The sequence below is a fragment of the Acidimicrobiia bacterium genome (assembly GCA_030584185.1).
Taxonomy (GTDB): domain Bacteria; phylum Actinomycetota; class Acidimicrobiia; order Spongiisociales; family UBA11373.
Genome location: CP129495.1, coordinates 1,252,040 through 1,266,460 on the forward strand (window position 1 = coordinate 1,252,040; position 14,421 = coordinate 1,266,460).

Annotated in this window: 16 protein-coding genes; 13 read left to right on the forward strand and 3 right to left on the reverse strand. The window is 68.2% G+C overall.

The window, feature by feature from the left end:
• The first annotated feature begins 159 nt into the window (after positions 1-159).
• The 3 genes from QY307_06330 to QY307_06340 are packed head-to-tail and all read left to right on the forward strand — an operon-like array spanning position 160 to position 2,259.
• Positions 160-504: a PadR family transcriptional regulator gene (locus tag QY307_06330; GenBank protein WKZ81719.1), complete on the forward strand. Its 345-nt coding sequence runs from the start codon at positions 160-162 to the stop codon at positions 502-504.
• Positions 501-1,295, forward strand: a complete 795-nt coding sequence (locus QY307_06335) for an NfeD family protein (protein ID WKZ81720.1) — start codon at positions 501-503, stop codon at positions 1,293-1,295. Before QY307_06330 ends, QY307_06335 begins: the two co-directional genes overlap by 4 nt.
• Before the next feature lie 28 nt (positions 1,296-1,323).
• Entirely contained in the window at positions 1,324-2,259 is a 936-nt protein-coding gene (locus tag QY307_06340; protein ID WKZ81721.1) for an SPFH domain-containing protein, read from the forward strand.
• A 41-nt stretch (positions 2,260-2,300) separates the two neighbouring features.
• Here the strand turns inward: QY307_06340 and QY307_06345 are convergent, their stop codons facing one another.
• Positions 2,301-3,467: an FAD-binding oxidoreductase gene (locus tag QY307_06345; GenBank protein WKZ81722.1), complete on the reverse strand. Its 1,167-nt coding sequence runs from the start codon at positions 3,465-3,467 to the stop codon at positions 2,301-2,303.
• A 68-nt stretch (positions 3,468-3,535) separates the two neighbouring features.
• Here QY307_06345 and QY307_06350 point away from each other — a divergent pair, with 68 nt between their 5' ends.
• Positions 3,536-3,937 carry a VOC family protein gene (locus QY307_06350; protein WKZ81723.1) on the forward strand — a complete coding sequence of 134 codons (402 nt, stop codon included), beginning with the start codon at positions 3,536-3,538 and terminating at the stop codon, positions 3,935-3,937.
• A 3-nt stretch (positions 3,938-3,940) separates the two neighbouring features.
• On the opposite strand, the gene QY307_06355 is transcribed toward QY307_06350, so the two are convergent.
• On the reverse strand, positions 3,941-5,092 hold the full coding sequence (locus QY307_06355; protein WKZ81724.1) for a M20 family metallopeptidase: 1,152 nt from the start codon (positions 5,090-5,092) through the stop codon (positions 3,941-3,943).
• A 63-nt stretch (positions 5,093-5,155) separates the two neighbouring features.
• Between QY307_06355 and QY307_06360 the strand changes: the two genes are divergently transcribed.
• The 9 genes from QY307_06360 (at position 5,156) to QY307_06400 (ending at position 13,716) form a co-directional block, all read left to right on the forward strand.
• Entirely contained in the window at positions 5,156-5,509 is a 354-nt protein-coding gene (locus tag QY307_06360) for a carboxymuconolactone decarboxylase family protein (protein ID WKZ83768.1), read from the forward strand.
• Between the two features lie 50 nt (positions 5,510-5,559).
• Positions 5,560-6,171, forward strand: a complete 612-nt coding sequence (locus QY307_06365) for a TetR/AcrR family transcriptional regulator (protein WKZ81725.1) — start codon at positions 5,560-5,562, stop codon at positions 6,169-6,171.
• A 93-nt stretch (positions 6,172-6,264) separates the two neighbouring features.
• Positions 6,265-6,642 (forward strand): Rrf2 family transcriptional regulator, encoded by a 378-nt coding sequence (locus tag QY307_06370; GenBank protein WKZ81726.1) that lies wholly within the window; start codon positions 6,265-6,267, stop codon positions 6,640-6,642.
• A gap of 37 nt (positions 6,643-6,679) precedes the next feature.
• On the forward strand, positions 6,680-8,224 hold the full coding sequence (locus tag QY307_06375) for a plastocyanin/azurin family copper-binding protein (GenBank protein WKZ81727.1): 1,545 nt from the start codon (positions 6,680-6,682) through the stop codon (positions 8,222-8,224).
• Positions 8,225-8,297: 73 nt separating this feature from the next.
• On the forward strand, positions 8,298-9,509 hold the full coding sequence (locus tag QY307_06380; protein ID WKZ81728.1) for an amidohydrolase family protein: 1,212 nt from the start codon (positions 8,298-8,300) through the stop codon (positions 9,507-9,509).
• 128 nt (positions 9,510-9,637) lie between these two features.
• The gene (locus QY307_06385; GenBank protein WKZ81729.1) at positions 9,638-10,111 is read left to right on the forward strand and encodes a secondary thiamine-phosphate synthase enzyme YjbQ; all 474 of its coding nucleotides are present in this window, start codon (positions 9,638-9,640) and stop codon (positions 10,109-10,111) included.
• 108 nt (positions 10,112-10,219) lie between these two features.
• Entirely contained in the window at positions 10,220-11,494 is a 1,275-nt protein-coding gene (locus QY307_06390) for an adenylosuccinate synthase (GenBank protein ID WKZ81730.1), read from the forward strand.
• A complete protein-coding gene (gene purB, locus QY307_06395; protein WKZ81731.1) occupies positions 11,491-12,774 on the forward strand; it encodes an adenylosuccinate lyase in 1,284 nt (427 codons plus the stop codon). The genes QY307_06390 and purB overlap by 4 nt, the downstream gene beginning before the upstream one ends.
• 60 nt (positions 12,775-12,834) lie before the next feature.
• Positions 12,835-13,716 carry a DMT family transporter gene (locus QY307_06400; protein WKZ81732.1) on the forward strand — a complete coding sequence of 294 codons (882 nt, stop codon included), beginning with the start codon at positions 12,835-12,837 and terminating at the stop codon, positions 13,714-13,716.
• On the opposite strand, the gene QY307_06405 is transcribed toward QY307_06400, so the two are convergent.
• Positions 13,657-14,382 carry an SURF1 family protein gene (locus tag QY307_06405; protein WKZ81733.1) on the reverse strand — a complete coding sequence of 242 codons (726 nt, stop codon included), beginning with the start codon at positions 14,380-14,382 and terminating at the stop codon, positions 13,657-13,659. The two genes, QY307_06400 and QY307_06405, sit on opposite strands and share 60 nt — an antisense overlap.
• Positions 14,383-14,421: the final 39 nt, after the last annotated feature.

The window sequence follows — 14,421 nt, forward strand, 5'->3', positions numbered from 1 at the left end:
TTCTTCTCCCGAGAAGCGGAGGGGGCACCACGCGACCCAGGTCCAGCAAGGCCTTGTTCATGACACATCTTGGTTCTGCCCCCCTGCCGGCTTCGCCGTACTCCCCCGTGTGGAGGGGGCCAAGGCGCTACCTTGCTTCGCAAGGGAGCAGGTGCTATCTTGCAACGCAAGACAGTGGAACGGACCAGCCAACTGCTCAAGGGTGTGCTCGACATGTGCCTTCTCGCCGTGATCGCCGAGGAGCCGTCCTACGGCTACGAGATGGCGCGCAAGCTGGAGCACCGCGGCCTCGCCCTCGTCGGTGAGGGCAGCATCTACCCTTTGCTCAGCCGGTTACAGAGCCGGGGATTGGTCGAAACCTTCATGCAGGACTCCAACGAGGGCCCTCCACGCAAGTACTACCGCATCGCCCGAGAGGGCAGCAGGCAGCTCGCCGCCTGGATCGACGAGTGGAGATCCCTGGCGGACTCGGTGTCGAGCGTGATCGGTGGAGGTTCGGCATGACCGACCACTCGGTCATCGAGAGCCTCACCAGCGACTGCGAGCGGTACTGGAAGGCCGCAGGCCTCCGCCGGCGCGAGGTCGAGGAGATGCGCCTCGAACTGGAGCGCCACCTCCTCGACGCCGCTGCCGAGGGCCGCGACCCGCGCTCGGTGGTGGGTGACGATCCCGCGGTCTTCGCCCGGGAGTGGGCCTCCGAGAAGCGCGGCGGCTCCGACGGGCTCCCCAAGTGGGAAGAGGTGTTCCGCGCCCGCCGCAGAGGGCTTCGCTGGACCGACCTGGCGATGCTCGGTGCAGTCGGTGTCGGAATCGCATTCGCTCTCACCACCAGAAACGAAGGAGGTAGCACCGTGGACAACGAGACCTGGCGCTGGATCTGGGTTGGAGCCGCCCTGTTCCTGGCCTTTGCGGAGATGGCCACCGCCGGCTTCTTCATGTTGCCCTTTGCCGTCGGTGCCCTCGTGGCCGCCGTGCTGGCCTTCGTCGACGTGGCCCCCGCCGCCCAGATGGGGGTGTTCATCGTCGTGTCGACCGCCTCGCTCATCCTGCTGCAGAAGTTCGTTCGCAAGGAGGACGAGAAGCAGCCGCCCGTCGGCGCAAACCGACTGGTCGGCCAGCGAGCGGTGGTAGTCGAGGCCCTCGACAGGGTCACCGGGATGGGCCGGGTCCGCATGGAGACCGAGCTCTGGCGGGCGGTCCCGGCTTTGGGCGTGGAGGACCCGGTCGCCGAAGGAACCCATGTCCGCGTGATCGACGTGACGGGAACCCGCCTGGTGGTGGAACCAATCGACTGAGGGCGACGCCCTAGAAGGAGGAGACCTGATGGACCAGATCGACCCGACCCTCGTGGTCCTGATCGTGATCGGCATCGCCTTGCTGCTCTACGCCGCCAAGGCGCTCAAGATCGTGGCCCAGTTCGAGAAGGGCCTGGTGGAGCGGTTCGGACGCTTCGAGAGGATGGTGGACCCGGGACTGCGATTCATCGTCCCGTTCATCGAGCGCATCCGGCGGGTGGACATGCGCGAGCAGGTGGTCGACGTCCCGCCTCAGGAGGTGATCACCAAGGACAACGTGGTGGTCACCGTCGACGCCGTCGTGTACTACCAGGCGACCGACCCGGTGAAGCTGAAGTACAACGTGGCCAACTTCATCCTGGCTGCCACCAAGCTCGCCCAGACCAACCTGAGGAACATCGTCGGGGAACTACAGCTCGACGAGGCGCTCACGTCGCGCGACATGATCAATGCCCAGCTGCGCTCGGTGCTCGACGAGGCCACCGACGTGTGGGGCACACGGGTGGTTCGAGTGGAGATCCAGCGGATCGACCCGCCGGCGGACATCACCGAGGCGATGCACCGCCAGATGAAGGCGGAGCGCGACCGACGCGCCACCGTGACCGAGGCCGAAGGCGAGAAGCGGGCGGCCATCCTCCGGGCCGAAGGAGTGAAGGAAGCGGACATCCTCGAGGCACAGGGTCAGGCGCAGGCTATCAAGGAGGTCGCCGACGCCGAGCAGTTCCGGCTGCTGACCGTCGCCGAAGGCGAGGGCCAGGCCATCGAGCGGGTCTTCCAGGCGATCCACACCGGTGACCCGACCCCCGACCTGATCGCCATCCGCTATCTGGAGGCACTGCAGAAGATCGCCGACGGTCAGGCCACGAAGATCTTCCTGCCCGCCGAGATGAGCGGCATCCTGGGCAGCATCGGAGCCATCAAGGAGCTGTGGACCGACGATCCGCAGGCGAGCGGCAAGAAGTAGCCGGTCCCGGTGCGGGCGCGCATGCCCCGCACCGGGCTTACTCAGATGAGGCGGCCCGAGTGTTCCCGAACCGGGATGCCGTCGATCACCCGCTGCGGTCCGAGCCGGCTCAGGTCGAGGGCATGGGGCAGCCCGAGGATCGACTCCGCCAGGTGACGGCCCACTGCGGGAGCCTGTTGGAACCCGTGGCCGGAGAACCCGGTCGCCATGTACAGGCCGCTCATCCCGGGCCAGCGCCCGATGATGGCGTTGCCATCCAGGGTGTTCACCGCGTACAGGCCTGCCCACGAAGTCTCGACCCGCAGGCGGTCGAACGCCGGAAGGTGGGCAACCAGTTCCGGCCACACCCGATCCTCGAACCTCCCACGCGAGGCCGGAGTGAAGTCGTAGCCGACCGGGTCGTCGGGCAACGACCAGGCCATGTTCCAGATGCACTCCGACACCGGGATGGCGTACGCTCCAGAGGGAAGGAACACCGCCGGCATCCCGGCGGTCGGCACCGTGGAAGCCACCACGTAGACGGTGCGGCGCACCGGGACCACGGGGAGGTCCACCCCGATCGGCAGCAACAGGTCGGCGGTCCATGCGCCTGCGGTCACCAACACCGCCCCTGCTGCCAGGTCGCCGTCGCCAGTGCGCACCCGGGGAGCAGGGCCGCCGGAGTCGACAAGTGCCAGAGCCTCGGTTTCGGCGTACTCGACCCCCATCTCGATCGCCTTGTTGCGGTAGCCCCTGAGGACGGCGGTGGGATCGACGCCGCCGTCGCTCCTCCCCAGGGTGCCTCCTGCCAGCCCTTCGGTTCGCAACGACGGGAAGACCTCGGCGATGGAGGCTGGCTCCAGCCACTCGACGTCACATCCGAGCGACCGTTGCAGTTCCAGGCCCTGGAGTGCGACCTCCCGACCCGCCTCGTCGACCAGGAACAGGTTGCCCTCCCGACGGGGAGCGGACTCCGGCCTGAACGCCGTCGTCGCCATGTCCTCGGAGAAAGTGGCCATCACCTCCATCGTGTGTTGCGAGATGCGGATGTTCTCCTCGAGGTTGAACTGGATCCGGACGTTGCCCTCGGAGAGGACGGTCGAGGCGTATCGGTAGGAGGCATCCCGTTCCAACACCAGCACCGAGATCGCCGGGTCGAAACGGCGAAGGTGGTAGGCGGCGGAGGAGCCCATCACCCCTCCACCCACGATGACGACGTCGTGGTTCATCGGCTGCCCATCGGAGCGGAGGGCGACGATACAGGCACATCGTCGGACCCGGGGCGTATCGTGTCCCCATGGAGATCCTCTTCGTTGCCGGAGTGGCGGTGATCACGCCCGATCCCGAGGCGAGCGCCCGCCTGTATCGCGACGCCCTGGGGCTTCCGCTGGAGGACGACGGCGGCTATCTGCACTCCGCTGATGTGGGGGGCGTCAAGCACTTCGGGGTGTGGCCGCTGCCGGCGGCGGCTCAGGCATGCTTCGGAGTCGACGACTGGCCCCCCGACATCCCGCCGCCGTCGGCCACGATCGAGTTCGAGGTGGCGGACGTGGCGAGTGCGGCGGCCGAACTCGAAGCCAGGGGATACCGGCTGTTGCACCCGGCCCGCACCGAGCCCTGGGGTCAAACCGTGGCCAGGCTCATGAGCCCGGAGGGCCTGCTCGTCGGGCTCTCCTTCGCCCCCTGGTTCCACGAGTAACCCTCAGGGACGGCTCAGCTCACCCCAGCGATCACCCGCAGCCAGGTCCACGATCGTCCACGCCATGGCCAGGGCGCCGTCGCGCATCGCCTTCTCCCCATCGGGGGTGATGGTATGGGCGGCGAACTCGGGCTGATGGTTGACCGCGCCCCCGGTTGCCATCCCGATCATCGGGTGGATCGACGGCACGACGTGGCTGACGTTGCCCATGTCGGTGCTGCCCGCGGTCGAAGAGGGCCGGTCCTTGGACCTTCCCATCTTCCGCCCCAGCGCTTCGCTGTTGGCGGCGAACAGCTCCACCATCAGCGGCTCACTGAGGATGTCCTCGTACTCATGCCCCGACTGCGAGTACTCGACGGTGCACCCGGTGGACGCCGCCGCCGCACCTGCCATGGCCTCGAACCGGTCGACCAGGACCGCCAGGCGCTCCTTGGTGAGCGCCCGCACGTACCACTCGGCCTCCACCCGGCTGGGGATGATGTTGGGGGCGTCGCCTCCGTGGGTGACGATCCCGTGCATCTTGTCGGTGGGCAGCATCTGCTGACGGAATGTGGAGACGTTTACGTACAGCTGGACGAAGGCGTCGAGGGCGTTGATCCCCTCCCAGGGGGCGGCCGAAGCGTGTGCGTCCTTGCCCCGGAAGATCACCTTGAAGTGCTTGATGGCCAGGGCGACCGGGTCCACCTCGTCCTCGGGAGCGGGGTGGATCATCAGCGCCGCGGCGGCGTCGGCGAACGCTCCGGCATGGATCAGGTCCACCTTGCCGCCCTTCGCCTCCTCTGCCGGCGTGCCCAGGACGGTGATGCGGAAACCCAGCTCTTCGGCCAGGTCCTTCACCGCCACGCCGGCGCCCAGAGCCGAGGTGGCGATGATGTTGTGGCCGCAGGCGTGGCCGACACCGGGCAGTGCGTCGTACTCGGCGCACACGATCACCTCGGGGCCCGACGAGCCTGCCCTGGCGGCGAAGGCGGTTTCCAGCCCGAACGCCGGGTACTCGACGGTGAAACCCTGGGCCTCGAGGAACCCGGCGAGTCGCCGCGACGACTCGCGCTCCTCGTAGGCGACCTCGGGGTTCTGATACATCCAGCGGCTGATCTGCTTCAGCTCGTCCTCGACCGCTTCGAACCGGCTCACCGCCCGCTGCTTGGCATCCATTTGGGTACTTCTCCCCGGGTGATCGACGATGTCCGGACCGTACCATCGCCGCAGGAGGTGAACATGGGACATTGGGAGGAGGTCCTGGTCGATCTCAGGGCGCCGTCGAAGGAACTGCGGGAGCACATACCGGAGGTGTACAAGGGGTTCGCCCAGATGCACTCGGCCTCGCTCGCCGACGGTGCGCTGTCGACCCGGACCAAGGAGCTGATCGCCCTGGCGATCGCGGTGGCGGTGCGCTGCGACGGGTGCATCTCGTCTCACGCCAAGGCGGCGTTCCGCAACGGGGCGACACCCCAGGAAGTGGCCGAGACCCTGGGCGTGAACCTCATGATGGGGGGTGGCCCGGCCACGATCTACGCCCCCCGCGCCTGGGAGGCGTACCGGGAGTTCGCCGAGAAGGCCGCAACCTCCTGAGCCCGGGCTCGCCAGGCATTCTCCGATCCCGGCGGCGGTATCCTCGCGCCGTGCCCCGGATTCGCGCCGCCAACATCGCCGCCCACAAGGAGGCCACCCGCCGCGACCTGCTCGAGGCCGCCGGCGCGCTGTTTCGCGCCCTCGGGTACCAGGACACCGGGCTCTCGGACATCGCCTCGTACGCCGGCATCGGCCGCACCACCATCTACGAGTACTTCTCCGACAAGGAGGACGTGCTCGCCACCCTGGTGGAGGAAGCCATGCCCGGGGTCATCTCCGGGATGCTCGCCGACCTCCCGGAGGAGGTGGGAGCGGGACCTCGTCTGGCCGAGCTGCTGGTCCGGGGGACCGCCTTCGTCTCCACCGATGAGGCGCTCGGCGCCGAGCTGATGCGCCAACTACCCGTCCTCTCCCCGGCCACCCAGCGCCGGATCCGGGCCGCCCACGCCCCGCTGGAGCACGAGATCGTCGCCCTGTGCCGGCAGGGCATGGAGGAAGGGGTCTTCAGGCGGCTCGACCCCGAGGAAACCGGCCGACTGGTGTTCGCCGTGATGACCGCCGCATCGCAGAGCCTGATCCGCGATCGCGACGCCAAACAGCGGATGCACGAGGCGGCCGACACGCTGGTCGCCTTCGTGTTCCGGGGCATCGCCGCCACCTGACCTCGCCGGGCCAAAGGTCCCATCGGCTCGGGACCGTTGCCCCTGGCAGGTAATTGTTGAGTCATGGACTATGCCACTATGCGACTCGAGGTGATGAAGAAGAGTGAACTGGCGCTGCAGGCGCTGCGCACCATGAGCGCCACCGACGGCAACCTCGGCGGCAGCGATCTGGCCGACCGGCTCGGAACCACCAGACAGTTCCTCCCCCAGGTGCTCGCCCCTCTGGTGCGGGCAGGCTGGGTGGAGAGCATTCCTGGCCCCGGCGGCGGATACCGCCTCGCGGCCGACGTCTCCCGGCTCACGCTGCTCGACCTGATCGAAACCGTCGAAGGACCGCTTGACGACGGCCACTGCGTCCTGCGGGGCCGCCGGCAGGAGTGCGACGAGTCGTGCGCGCTGCACGACGCCTGGACCGAGGCCCGCGACCTACTGCGCTCCCGCCTCGGCGCCGCCCCGATCATCGGGGCATGAGATCTCCCAACTGGAGAATGAAAGGAGAAGCAAGACAATGAACGACGGCTTCTGGCAGAAGGCGTGGCAGTTCGCTCTGCTGTTCGCCGTGATCGCCATGCTGGCGGCATCGATAGTCGTCCAGCAGGGTGACCTGTCCCGGGCCGACGTGCGCGAGATGATCGCCGAAGAGGGGCTCGGCGGGGACGGGGGCGGCAGCGATGCCTACCCGTCCGACCGGGACATCCGGCCCGTACTTACCCCCATCGCGCAGCTCACGGCTGCGCCCGACGACGAAATCCACGCCACGTACGCGCCGAACGTCCCACCAGCAGCAGACCGCTCGGAGCAGCGGATCTGGCAAGTCCACATCGAATCGATCGAAGGAGTGTGCCCCCTCGACCCGGCAAGCGGGGTGACCACCACGATGTGGGGGTTCCGACTCGCCGGCGACGACGAGGTCGTCTGCGGATCGCCGGGACCGGTCCTGAGAGGCCGGGTCGGAGACGTGGTCGAGATCACGCTCACCAACCTCGACGGGAACACCAACCCGCACAACATCGACTTCCACGCCGTGACCGGCATGGGTGGTGGCGCCGAGGCGCTCAGCGTGAACCCGGGAGAGTCGGCCACGATCCAGATCAGGCTCCTGTACCCGGGCGCATTCATGTACCACTGCGCCTACGGCGACGTGCCGGTTCACATCGCTCACGGGATGTACGGCATGTTCATCGTCGACCCGGAGACACCGCTGCCGGCGGTGGATCACGAGTGGGCGATCATGCAGTCGGAGTGGTACGTCGGCGAACCCGATGCCAGCGGCTTCGCCTCCATGGATCGGGCGGCGATGTTGGCCGAGGAGCCGAGGTACGTCACCTTCAATGGCCGCACCGACGCACTCACCGGTGACAACACCCTGGAGATGGAGGTGGGCGAGGAGGCGAGGATCTACTTCGTCAACCAGGGGCTCAATCTGAGCTCCAACTTCCACCCGATCGGATCCCACTGGGACGTGGTGTATCCGGAGGCGGCCACCCACCCTGCCAACCCCGTGATCCGGGGCTCGCAGTCGACGCTGGTGGTGGCCGGAGGCGGTACGGTGGTCGAGGTCGACGCCCTGGTGCCTTCCACGATGATCCTCGTGGACCACGCCCTGGTGCGAACCTTCTACAAGGGCGCCATCGGCACCATCGTGGTCTCGGGGGACGAGCAGCCGGAACTGTTCGGCGTCCTCGAGGCGGGATCGGGAGGCGAAGGCGGCCACGACATGACCAGCGACACGACTGTTGCGCCGGCGGATGGCGCTCAGGTGGTCATCCCGAGCGGCGCCTGGGATCCCGCCAACGCAGCCAGTGCCTACGACCCGATCGAGATCACAGTCGAGGCGGGCACCACGGTGACCTGGACCAACGACGACACGATGGTGCACACGGTCACATCCGGCAGTTCGGACGGCTCGATCGGCTCGCCTGACGGCTTGTTCGACTCCGGCTTCCTGAACCCGGGAGACACCTTCTCCTTCACGTTCACCACGCCGGGGACCTACGAGTACTACTGCACCCCCCACCCGTGGATGCGGGCTCGGGTGACGGTCACCGAGTAGGGGCGACAGACCGTCGAGAGTGCGGCCCGGGCCCGATGGCCCGGGCCGCATCGCGTCGGCGTAACCTCACGCCATGACCCGCACGCTCTTCACCAACTGCAGCATCTTCGACGGCAGCGGCAGCGATCCGGCGCCTGGCGACCTGGTCGTGTCCGAGGGACGGATCCTCGAGGTGGGGACCGGGCTCGACGGCGACGAATCGATAGACCTGGGCGGCCGCACGCTCCTGCCGGGTCTGTTCGACTGCCACGTCCACGTGATGATCTCCCACATCAACCTGTTCGCCTTGATGCAGCGTCCGTTCTCGCTCGGATTCTACGAGGCGGCCGCCAACCTGAAGGCGACGCTCGAGGCGGGGATCACCACGGTGCGCGATGCCGGCGGGGCCGACCTCGGAGTCAAGGCCGCCGTAGACGGTGGTCTGATCCCCGGGCCGCGCATGCAGATCTCGCTGGGGATGCTCAGCCAGACCGGCGGTCATGGTGACGGGTGGCTTCCCTCCGGCCAGCGCCTCCACCTCCTCCAGGCGCATCCCGGTGTTCCGGCGACGATCGTGGACGGGCCCGAGGAGATGCGCCAGAAGGTGCGCCAGCTGATCTCGATGGGGGCGGATGTGATCAAGGTGGCCACTTCGGGCGGTGTGCTGTCACCGCGCGATGATCCGCGCCACGCCCACTTCACCCCGGAGGAGCTGTCGGCGCTGGTGGAGACGGCCACCGGCCTGGGCCGATGGGTGATGGCCCACGCCCAGGCCTACGAGGGCATCAAGAACGCCGTTCGCTCCGGTATCCGATCCATCGAGCACGGCATCTACCTCGACGACGAGGCCATCGGCCTCATGCTGGAGCGGGGGACCTTCCTGGTCCCCACACTGGTCGCCCCAACCGGGGTGATCCGTGCCGCCGAGGCGGGTGCAGCCATTCCCGAGGAGTCGGTGCGCAAGGCGCGCGACGTGATCGAGACCCATCGCGACTCGTTCCGCAGGGCAGTGGAGGCCGGGGTGAAGGTGGCGATGGGCACCGACAGCGGGGTCACGCCACATGGCGAGAACCTCGACGAGCTGGTTCTGATGGAGGAAGGCGGTATGACCCCCGCCCAGGTGCTGGCGGCGACCACATCGGTTGCGGCCGAGTGCATGGACGTGGCCACCGATCGGGGCACGATCGCTCCCGGGATGCGCGCCGACCTGACGGTGGTCGACGGCGACCCCTATCAGCTGGCCGGGCTGCGGGCCCGCATCGCCGCCGTGTTCAAGGACGGAAGCCTGGTCGCCGGCGCCGTCTGAGAGGTTCCGAAGTCCGATGTATGCAGCGCCGACGCTATCGTGGCGCCCTGAACAAGCGACTCCGGAGAGCCACTCCCGTGGAAGAACACACGATCGCACGGCGTGCCACACGCCGTCCCGAAGGGGCCATGTCGGTGCTGGCAGTTTCTGATGCGCCGTGCATCCGCACCGAGATCCTGCACTTTCGCACCAACACAGGCAACGAGTTCTGGGATCTGACCGAGATCACACGCGAGGTCGTCGCCCGCAGCGGCGTCCGCCATGGTCAGGTGACCGTCCACACGCCTCACACCACCACCACGATCGTCCTCAACGAGTCCGAGACCGGATTCTTGAACGACTTCCGGCGGATGATCGACGGGATGATCCCTGTCGAGGGTTACTACGAGCACGACGACCACACCCTGCGCACCGAGAACCTGCAGGAGGACGAGTTCCTCAACGGCCACGCCCACTGCCGGCAGATGCTGGTGGGATCGGCCAGCGTCACCATTCCGGTGGTCGACGGCGAGGTGCTCCTCGGCACCTGGCAGAAGGTGCTGTTCGGAGAGTTCGACCAGGCGCGGGAGCGCCGTGTGGTGGTTCACGCCCAGGGAGTGTGAACCCGGCCCCCGGTCGCAACCGGCGAGGCTTCCCGGATCGCCCTGGCCTTCATTGATCGAACCCTTCAGGCGGCGCCACTACCATCCCGGCGTATACCAGGGAGCCTGATGCCGGCCACCGTGGTCGTCGGCGCCCAGTGGGGCGACGAAGGAAAAGGCAAGATCGCCAACCTGCTCGCCCAGGATGCGGACCTCGTGGTCCGGTATCAGGGGGGCAACAACGCAGGTCACACCATCGTCATCGGCGACGAGACCTTCGCCCTCAGCCTCATCCCGTCCGGGGTCATGTACCCCAACGTCACCCCGGTGATCGGCAACGGCTGTGTCGTCGACCCTGCCGTCCTGCTCGCCGAGATGGAGATGCTTCGCTCCCGCGGCATCGACCCTTCGGCGCTGAAGCTGTCGAGCAACGCCCACCTGATCATGCCCTATCACCGCAAACTCGATGCCGTGAAGGAGCGCTTCCTGGGCAAGGAGCAGATCGGGACCACGCGACGCGGGATCGGCCCCGCCTACCTCGACAAGTTCGCTCGTGTCGGGATCCGGATACAGGACCTGTACGACCCGAAGATCTTCCGCGACAAGCTGGAGGCGGTGGTCAAGGAGACCAACAAGATCCTGGTCAAGGTATACAACCAGCTGCCGTTCGACCCCTCCGAGATCGCCGAGGAGTACCTCCGGTACGCCGAGACGCTGGCGCCGCACGTCGAGGACACCGCCCTGTTCGTGTGGCGGGCGATTCGCGCCGGAAAGAACGTGATCTTCGAAGGCGCCCAGGGTGTGCTGCTCGACATCGACCACGGCACCTACCCGTTCGTCACCTCGTCGAACCCCACACCGGGCGGGGCCCTCACCGGGGCAGGGGTCGGACCTGGCGACATCGACCGGGTGCTCGGGCTGACCAAGGCCTACGTCTCTCGCGTTGGTACCGGACCCTTCCCCACCGAGCTCTCCGACGAGATCGGGGAGACCATGGTCCGGGTCGGAGGCGAGTACGGCACGGTCACCGGGCGGCGCCGGCGTTGTGGCTGGCTGGATGCGGTGGCGCTGCGCTACTCGGTCCGGGTCGCCGGGATCACCGAGTTGGCCCTGATGAAACTGGACGTGCTCTCCGAGTTCGACACCATCCGCATCGCCGACGCCTACCTCTCCGAGGGTGTCACCTTCGACGAGTTCCCCCGGCAGCAGCGGGTGCTGTACCACTGCGACCCGGTGTACGAGGACATGGAGGGATGGCGGACCGACATCTCCGAGGTTCGCTCGTGGGAGGACCTGCCCGAGACGGCGCAGGCCTACGTGGAGCGTGTGGAGAGCCTTGCCGGCGTGCCGATCCGGCTGATCTCGGTGGGACCGCAACGCTCGGCGACGTTCGAGAAGCAATGATCGAGCGCTACTCCCTACCCGAGATGTCCGCCGTGTGGTCCGAGCCGCACCGCCTCGCCCTGTGGCAGCGCATCGAGTCTCTCGCCGCCGAGGCGTGGGCCGCCGAAGGGACGGTACCCGCCGCCGCGGCCGCCGCCGTCGCCGCCGCCCCGCCGGTGGATCCAGAGGCATGGAAGGCCCGCGAGGCGGAGACCCGTCACGACGTCGCCGCATTCGTCGATGTGCTCTCCGCATCGGTCGGCGAGCACGGCCGATGGGTGCACTACGGCCTCACCTCCTCCGACGTCCTCGACACCGCCCTCGCCGTCCAGTTGGGCGAGGCGAGTGGTCTCCTGCTCGCCAGGACCGCATCCCTGTTCGATGCTCTGCGGCGGCGCGCTGCCGAGCATCGCCACACGGTGACCGTGGGCCGCACCCACGGGATGTGGGCCGAGCCGACCACCTTCGGCCACAAGCTGGCCGGGTTCGGGTTCGAGACGGCGCGCGCCCACCGGCGTCTGCGCACTGCCGCACGGGCGGTGGCGGTGGGCAAGCTGAGCGGGCCGGTTGGGAACCATTCGACGGTCCCGCCCCAGGTGGAGCGTCACGTGCTCGAAGCCCTCGGCCTGGAGCCCGAGGATGCCGCCACCCAGGTGGTCGCCCGCGACCGGCACGCCGAGTTCGTCTGCGCCCTGGCGGTGGTCGGAGCCGGCCTGGAACGCCTGGCGACCGAGGTCAGGCACCTGCAGCGACCCGAGGTGGGCGAGGCCGCCGAGGCGTTCTCCGAAGGGCAGAAGGGGTCTTCGGCGATGCCCCACAAGCACAACCCGATCCTCTCGGAGAACGTGGTCGGGATGGCGCGGCTGCTGCGCGGCTACGCCACGGCCGCCATGGAGAACGTCGCCCTGTGGCACGAGCGTGACATCAGCCACTCGTCGGTGGAACGCGTCATCCTGCCCGACGCCTGCCTGGTGCTCGACTTCGCCCTGGCCCGCACCACTCGCATCGTGGAGGGACTGGTGGTGAACCCGGAGCGGATGCGGGCCAACCTGGAGGCGGCACAGGGAACCGTTTTCAGCCACGCCGCCCTCCTCGCCCTGATCAGGTCCGGGTCGGGGCGCGACGAGGCCTACCGCCTGGTCCAGAACTCCGCCGGTGACGCCCTGGCAACCGGCCGCCGGCTCGACGAGGCGCTCGCCGACCGCCTCCCTGCCTCCACCTTCTCCCTCGACGAGTACCTGGGTCACGCCGGCGACTCGATCGACCGGCTGCTGGCGCTGGAACTGGATGCCGGCGACTGAGCCACGATCGCCGGACGGGGTGCACCCCCGGCTTCGAGGACACGACGGCGGAAGCCGCTGATGCCCGACCCGATGCATCGACGGGCGGTGGTCCTGGCGCTCGTCGTGACCGTCCTGTGGTCCTCCTCCTGGGTGATCATCAAGCTGGGGATGGACGACCAGGGCCTGCGCCCCATCACCTTCGCCGGTCTTCGCTACTCCGCCGCCGCCCTGGTGCTGCTCGGAGTGACCGCCAGCCGGCCGGCGGCCCGCGCCGCGATGAGGGCGGTAGGCCGGTCCGAGATGCTGACCCTGATCACCCTGGGGGTGGTGCTCTACGCCGTGGCGCAGAGTGCCCAGTTCATAGCCCTCGACCTCCAACCGGCTGCCTCCACCGGGCTGGTCCTGGCCATGACCCCACTGCTGGTGATGGCCGCCTCGCAGCGTTCCCTCGCCGAGGCTCCGGCGCGCAGGCATCTCGCCGGCGGCGTGCTGGTGGCCATCGGAGCGGTTCTCTACTTCTCGGGAGCGCTCGAGGCGACCGGACCGGGCATGGCGGCAGCCATGGTGTGCCTTGCAGCCAACGCAGTGGGTTCGCTGTTGGGACGATCGGCCAACCGGGCCCATCACACCTCGCCGCTGGTGGTCACCACCGTCTCCATGTCGGTGGGGGCGATCCTCATGCTGGGTGCCGGGATCGGCCTCGAGGGTGTGCCTTCCCTCAGCGCCGTCGGGGTGCTCATGATCCTGTGGCTGGCGGTGGTCAACACGGCGCTCGGCTTCACCCTCTGGAACGCATCGCTGCGCCACCTCACCGCCGGCGAGTCGGCAGTCATCAACAACACCATGCTGGTGCAGATCGCAGTCGCCGCCTGGATCTTCCTCGAAGAGGTGCCGGGACCGCTACAGGTCGCCGGGATCCTGCTGGTCACCTACGGGGTGGTCCACAGCCAGCGCGGCTGAGCGGATCGTCTTGCGCAGCAGGATCGGGTAACCGACCACGACCACTCCAGCAAACAGGAACCACTGCACCGCATAGGCGATGTGGGGACCCAAGGCGATCTCGGGGGTGGGAGGCAGCAGCGGCGCAACGCCCTCGCCGCCCACCTCGGTGGCGAGCAGCAGATAGCCGTCGAGAAGCAGGTACGAGGCGAACGGCTGCACGATCCACGGGTCGATTCGCCGCACCACTTCGCGCAGGCCGCCGGGATCGTCGCTTCCCTTCTCGGCGGGCCACAGCGTTCCCTCGATGGTGAGCACGCCCTCGGGTGGACCGGGCATGTCGGCTCCTGCAGGGATCCACCCCCTGTCGACCAGCACCCCGAACCCGTCGGCGAACACGAACGGGGTGAGCACATGGTGGCCCGACACCCCCTGGCGGGAACGCAACACCGAGACCTGCAGGGCGGCGTCGAAGGCCCCGGTGGCGTAGACCCGCTGGTACGCCGCCTCCTCCACCTGCTCGATGGGGGTGGGCGCCACATCCTGGGCGGAGGCGACCTGGTCCCGAATGGCCACCTTCTCGGCGTGGCGATCCAACTGCCACAGCCCGAGATCGACGAACCCGACGACGGCGATCACCGCCAGGAGGTGACCGACCAGCCACACCGGCCGCAGGAGGACCTTCATGAAGGGATCGTATTGGTCGAGAGACCCCGGCGGTCGTCG

What these genes read in the sequence shown, in the direction of transcription:
- QY307_06355 (WKZ81724.1), bottom strand. Translation starts at nt 5,092, where the DNA reads ATGGATGCCAAGCAGCGGGCGGTGAGCCGGTTCGAAGCGGTCGAGGAC.
- QY307_06360 (WKZ83768.1), top strand. Translation starts at nt 5,156, where the DNA reads ATGGGACATTGGGAGGAGGTCCTGGTCGATCTCAGGGCGCCGTCGAAG.
- QY307_06390 (WKZ81730.1), top strand. Translation starts at nt 10,220, where the DNA reads ATGCCGGCCACCGTGGTCGTCGGCGCCCAGTGGGGCGACGAAGGAAAA.
- QY307_06340 (WKZ81721.1), top strand. Translation starts at nt 1,324, where the DNA reads ATGGACCAGATCGACCCGACCCTCGTGGTCCTGATCGTGATCGGCATC.
- QY307_06380 (WKZ81728.1), top strand. Translation starts at nt 8,298, where the DNA reads ATGACCCGCACGCTCTTCACCAACTGCAGCATCTTCGACGGCAGCGGC.
- QY307_06345 (WKZ81722.1), bottom strand. Translation starts at nt 3,467, where the DNA reads ATGAACCACGACGTCGTCATCGTGGGTGGAGGGGTGATGGGCTCCTCC.
- QY307_06385 (WKZ81729.1), top strand. Translation starts at nt 9,638, where the DNA reads ATGTCGGTGCTGGCAGTTTCTGATGCGCCGTGCATCCGCACCGAGATC.
- QY307_06335 (WKZ81720.1), top strand. Translation starts at nt 501, where the DNA reads ATGACCGACCACTCGGTCATCGAGAGCCTCACCAGCGACTGCGAGCGG.
- QY307_06400 (WKZ81732.1), top strand. Translation starts at nt 12,835, where the DNA reads ATGCCCGACCCGATGCATCGACGGGCGGTGGTCCTGGCGCTCGTCGTG.
- QY307_06375 (WKZ81727.1), top strand. Translation starts at nt 6,680, where the DNA reads ATGAACGACGGCTTCTGGCAGAAGGCGTGGCAGTTCGCTCTGCTGTTC.
- QY307_06405 (WKZ81733.1), bottom strand. Translation starts at nt 14,382, where the DNA reads ATGAAGGTCCTCCTGCGGCCGGTGTGGCTGGTCGGTCACCTCCTGGCG.
- QY307_06370 (WKZ81726.1), top strand. Translation starts at nt 6,265, where the DNA reads ATGAAGAAGAGTGAACTGGCGCTGCAGGCGCTGCGCACCATGAGCGCC.
- QY307_06350 (WKZ81723.1), top strand. Translation starts at nt 3,536, where the DNA reads ATGGAGATCCTCTTCGTTGCCGGAGTGGCGGTGATCACGCCCGATCCC.
- purB (WKZ81731.1), top strand. Translation starts at nt 11,491, where the DNA reads ATGATCGAGCGCTACTCCCTACCCGAGATGTCCGCCGTGTGGTCCGAG.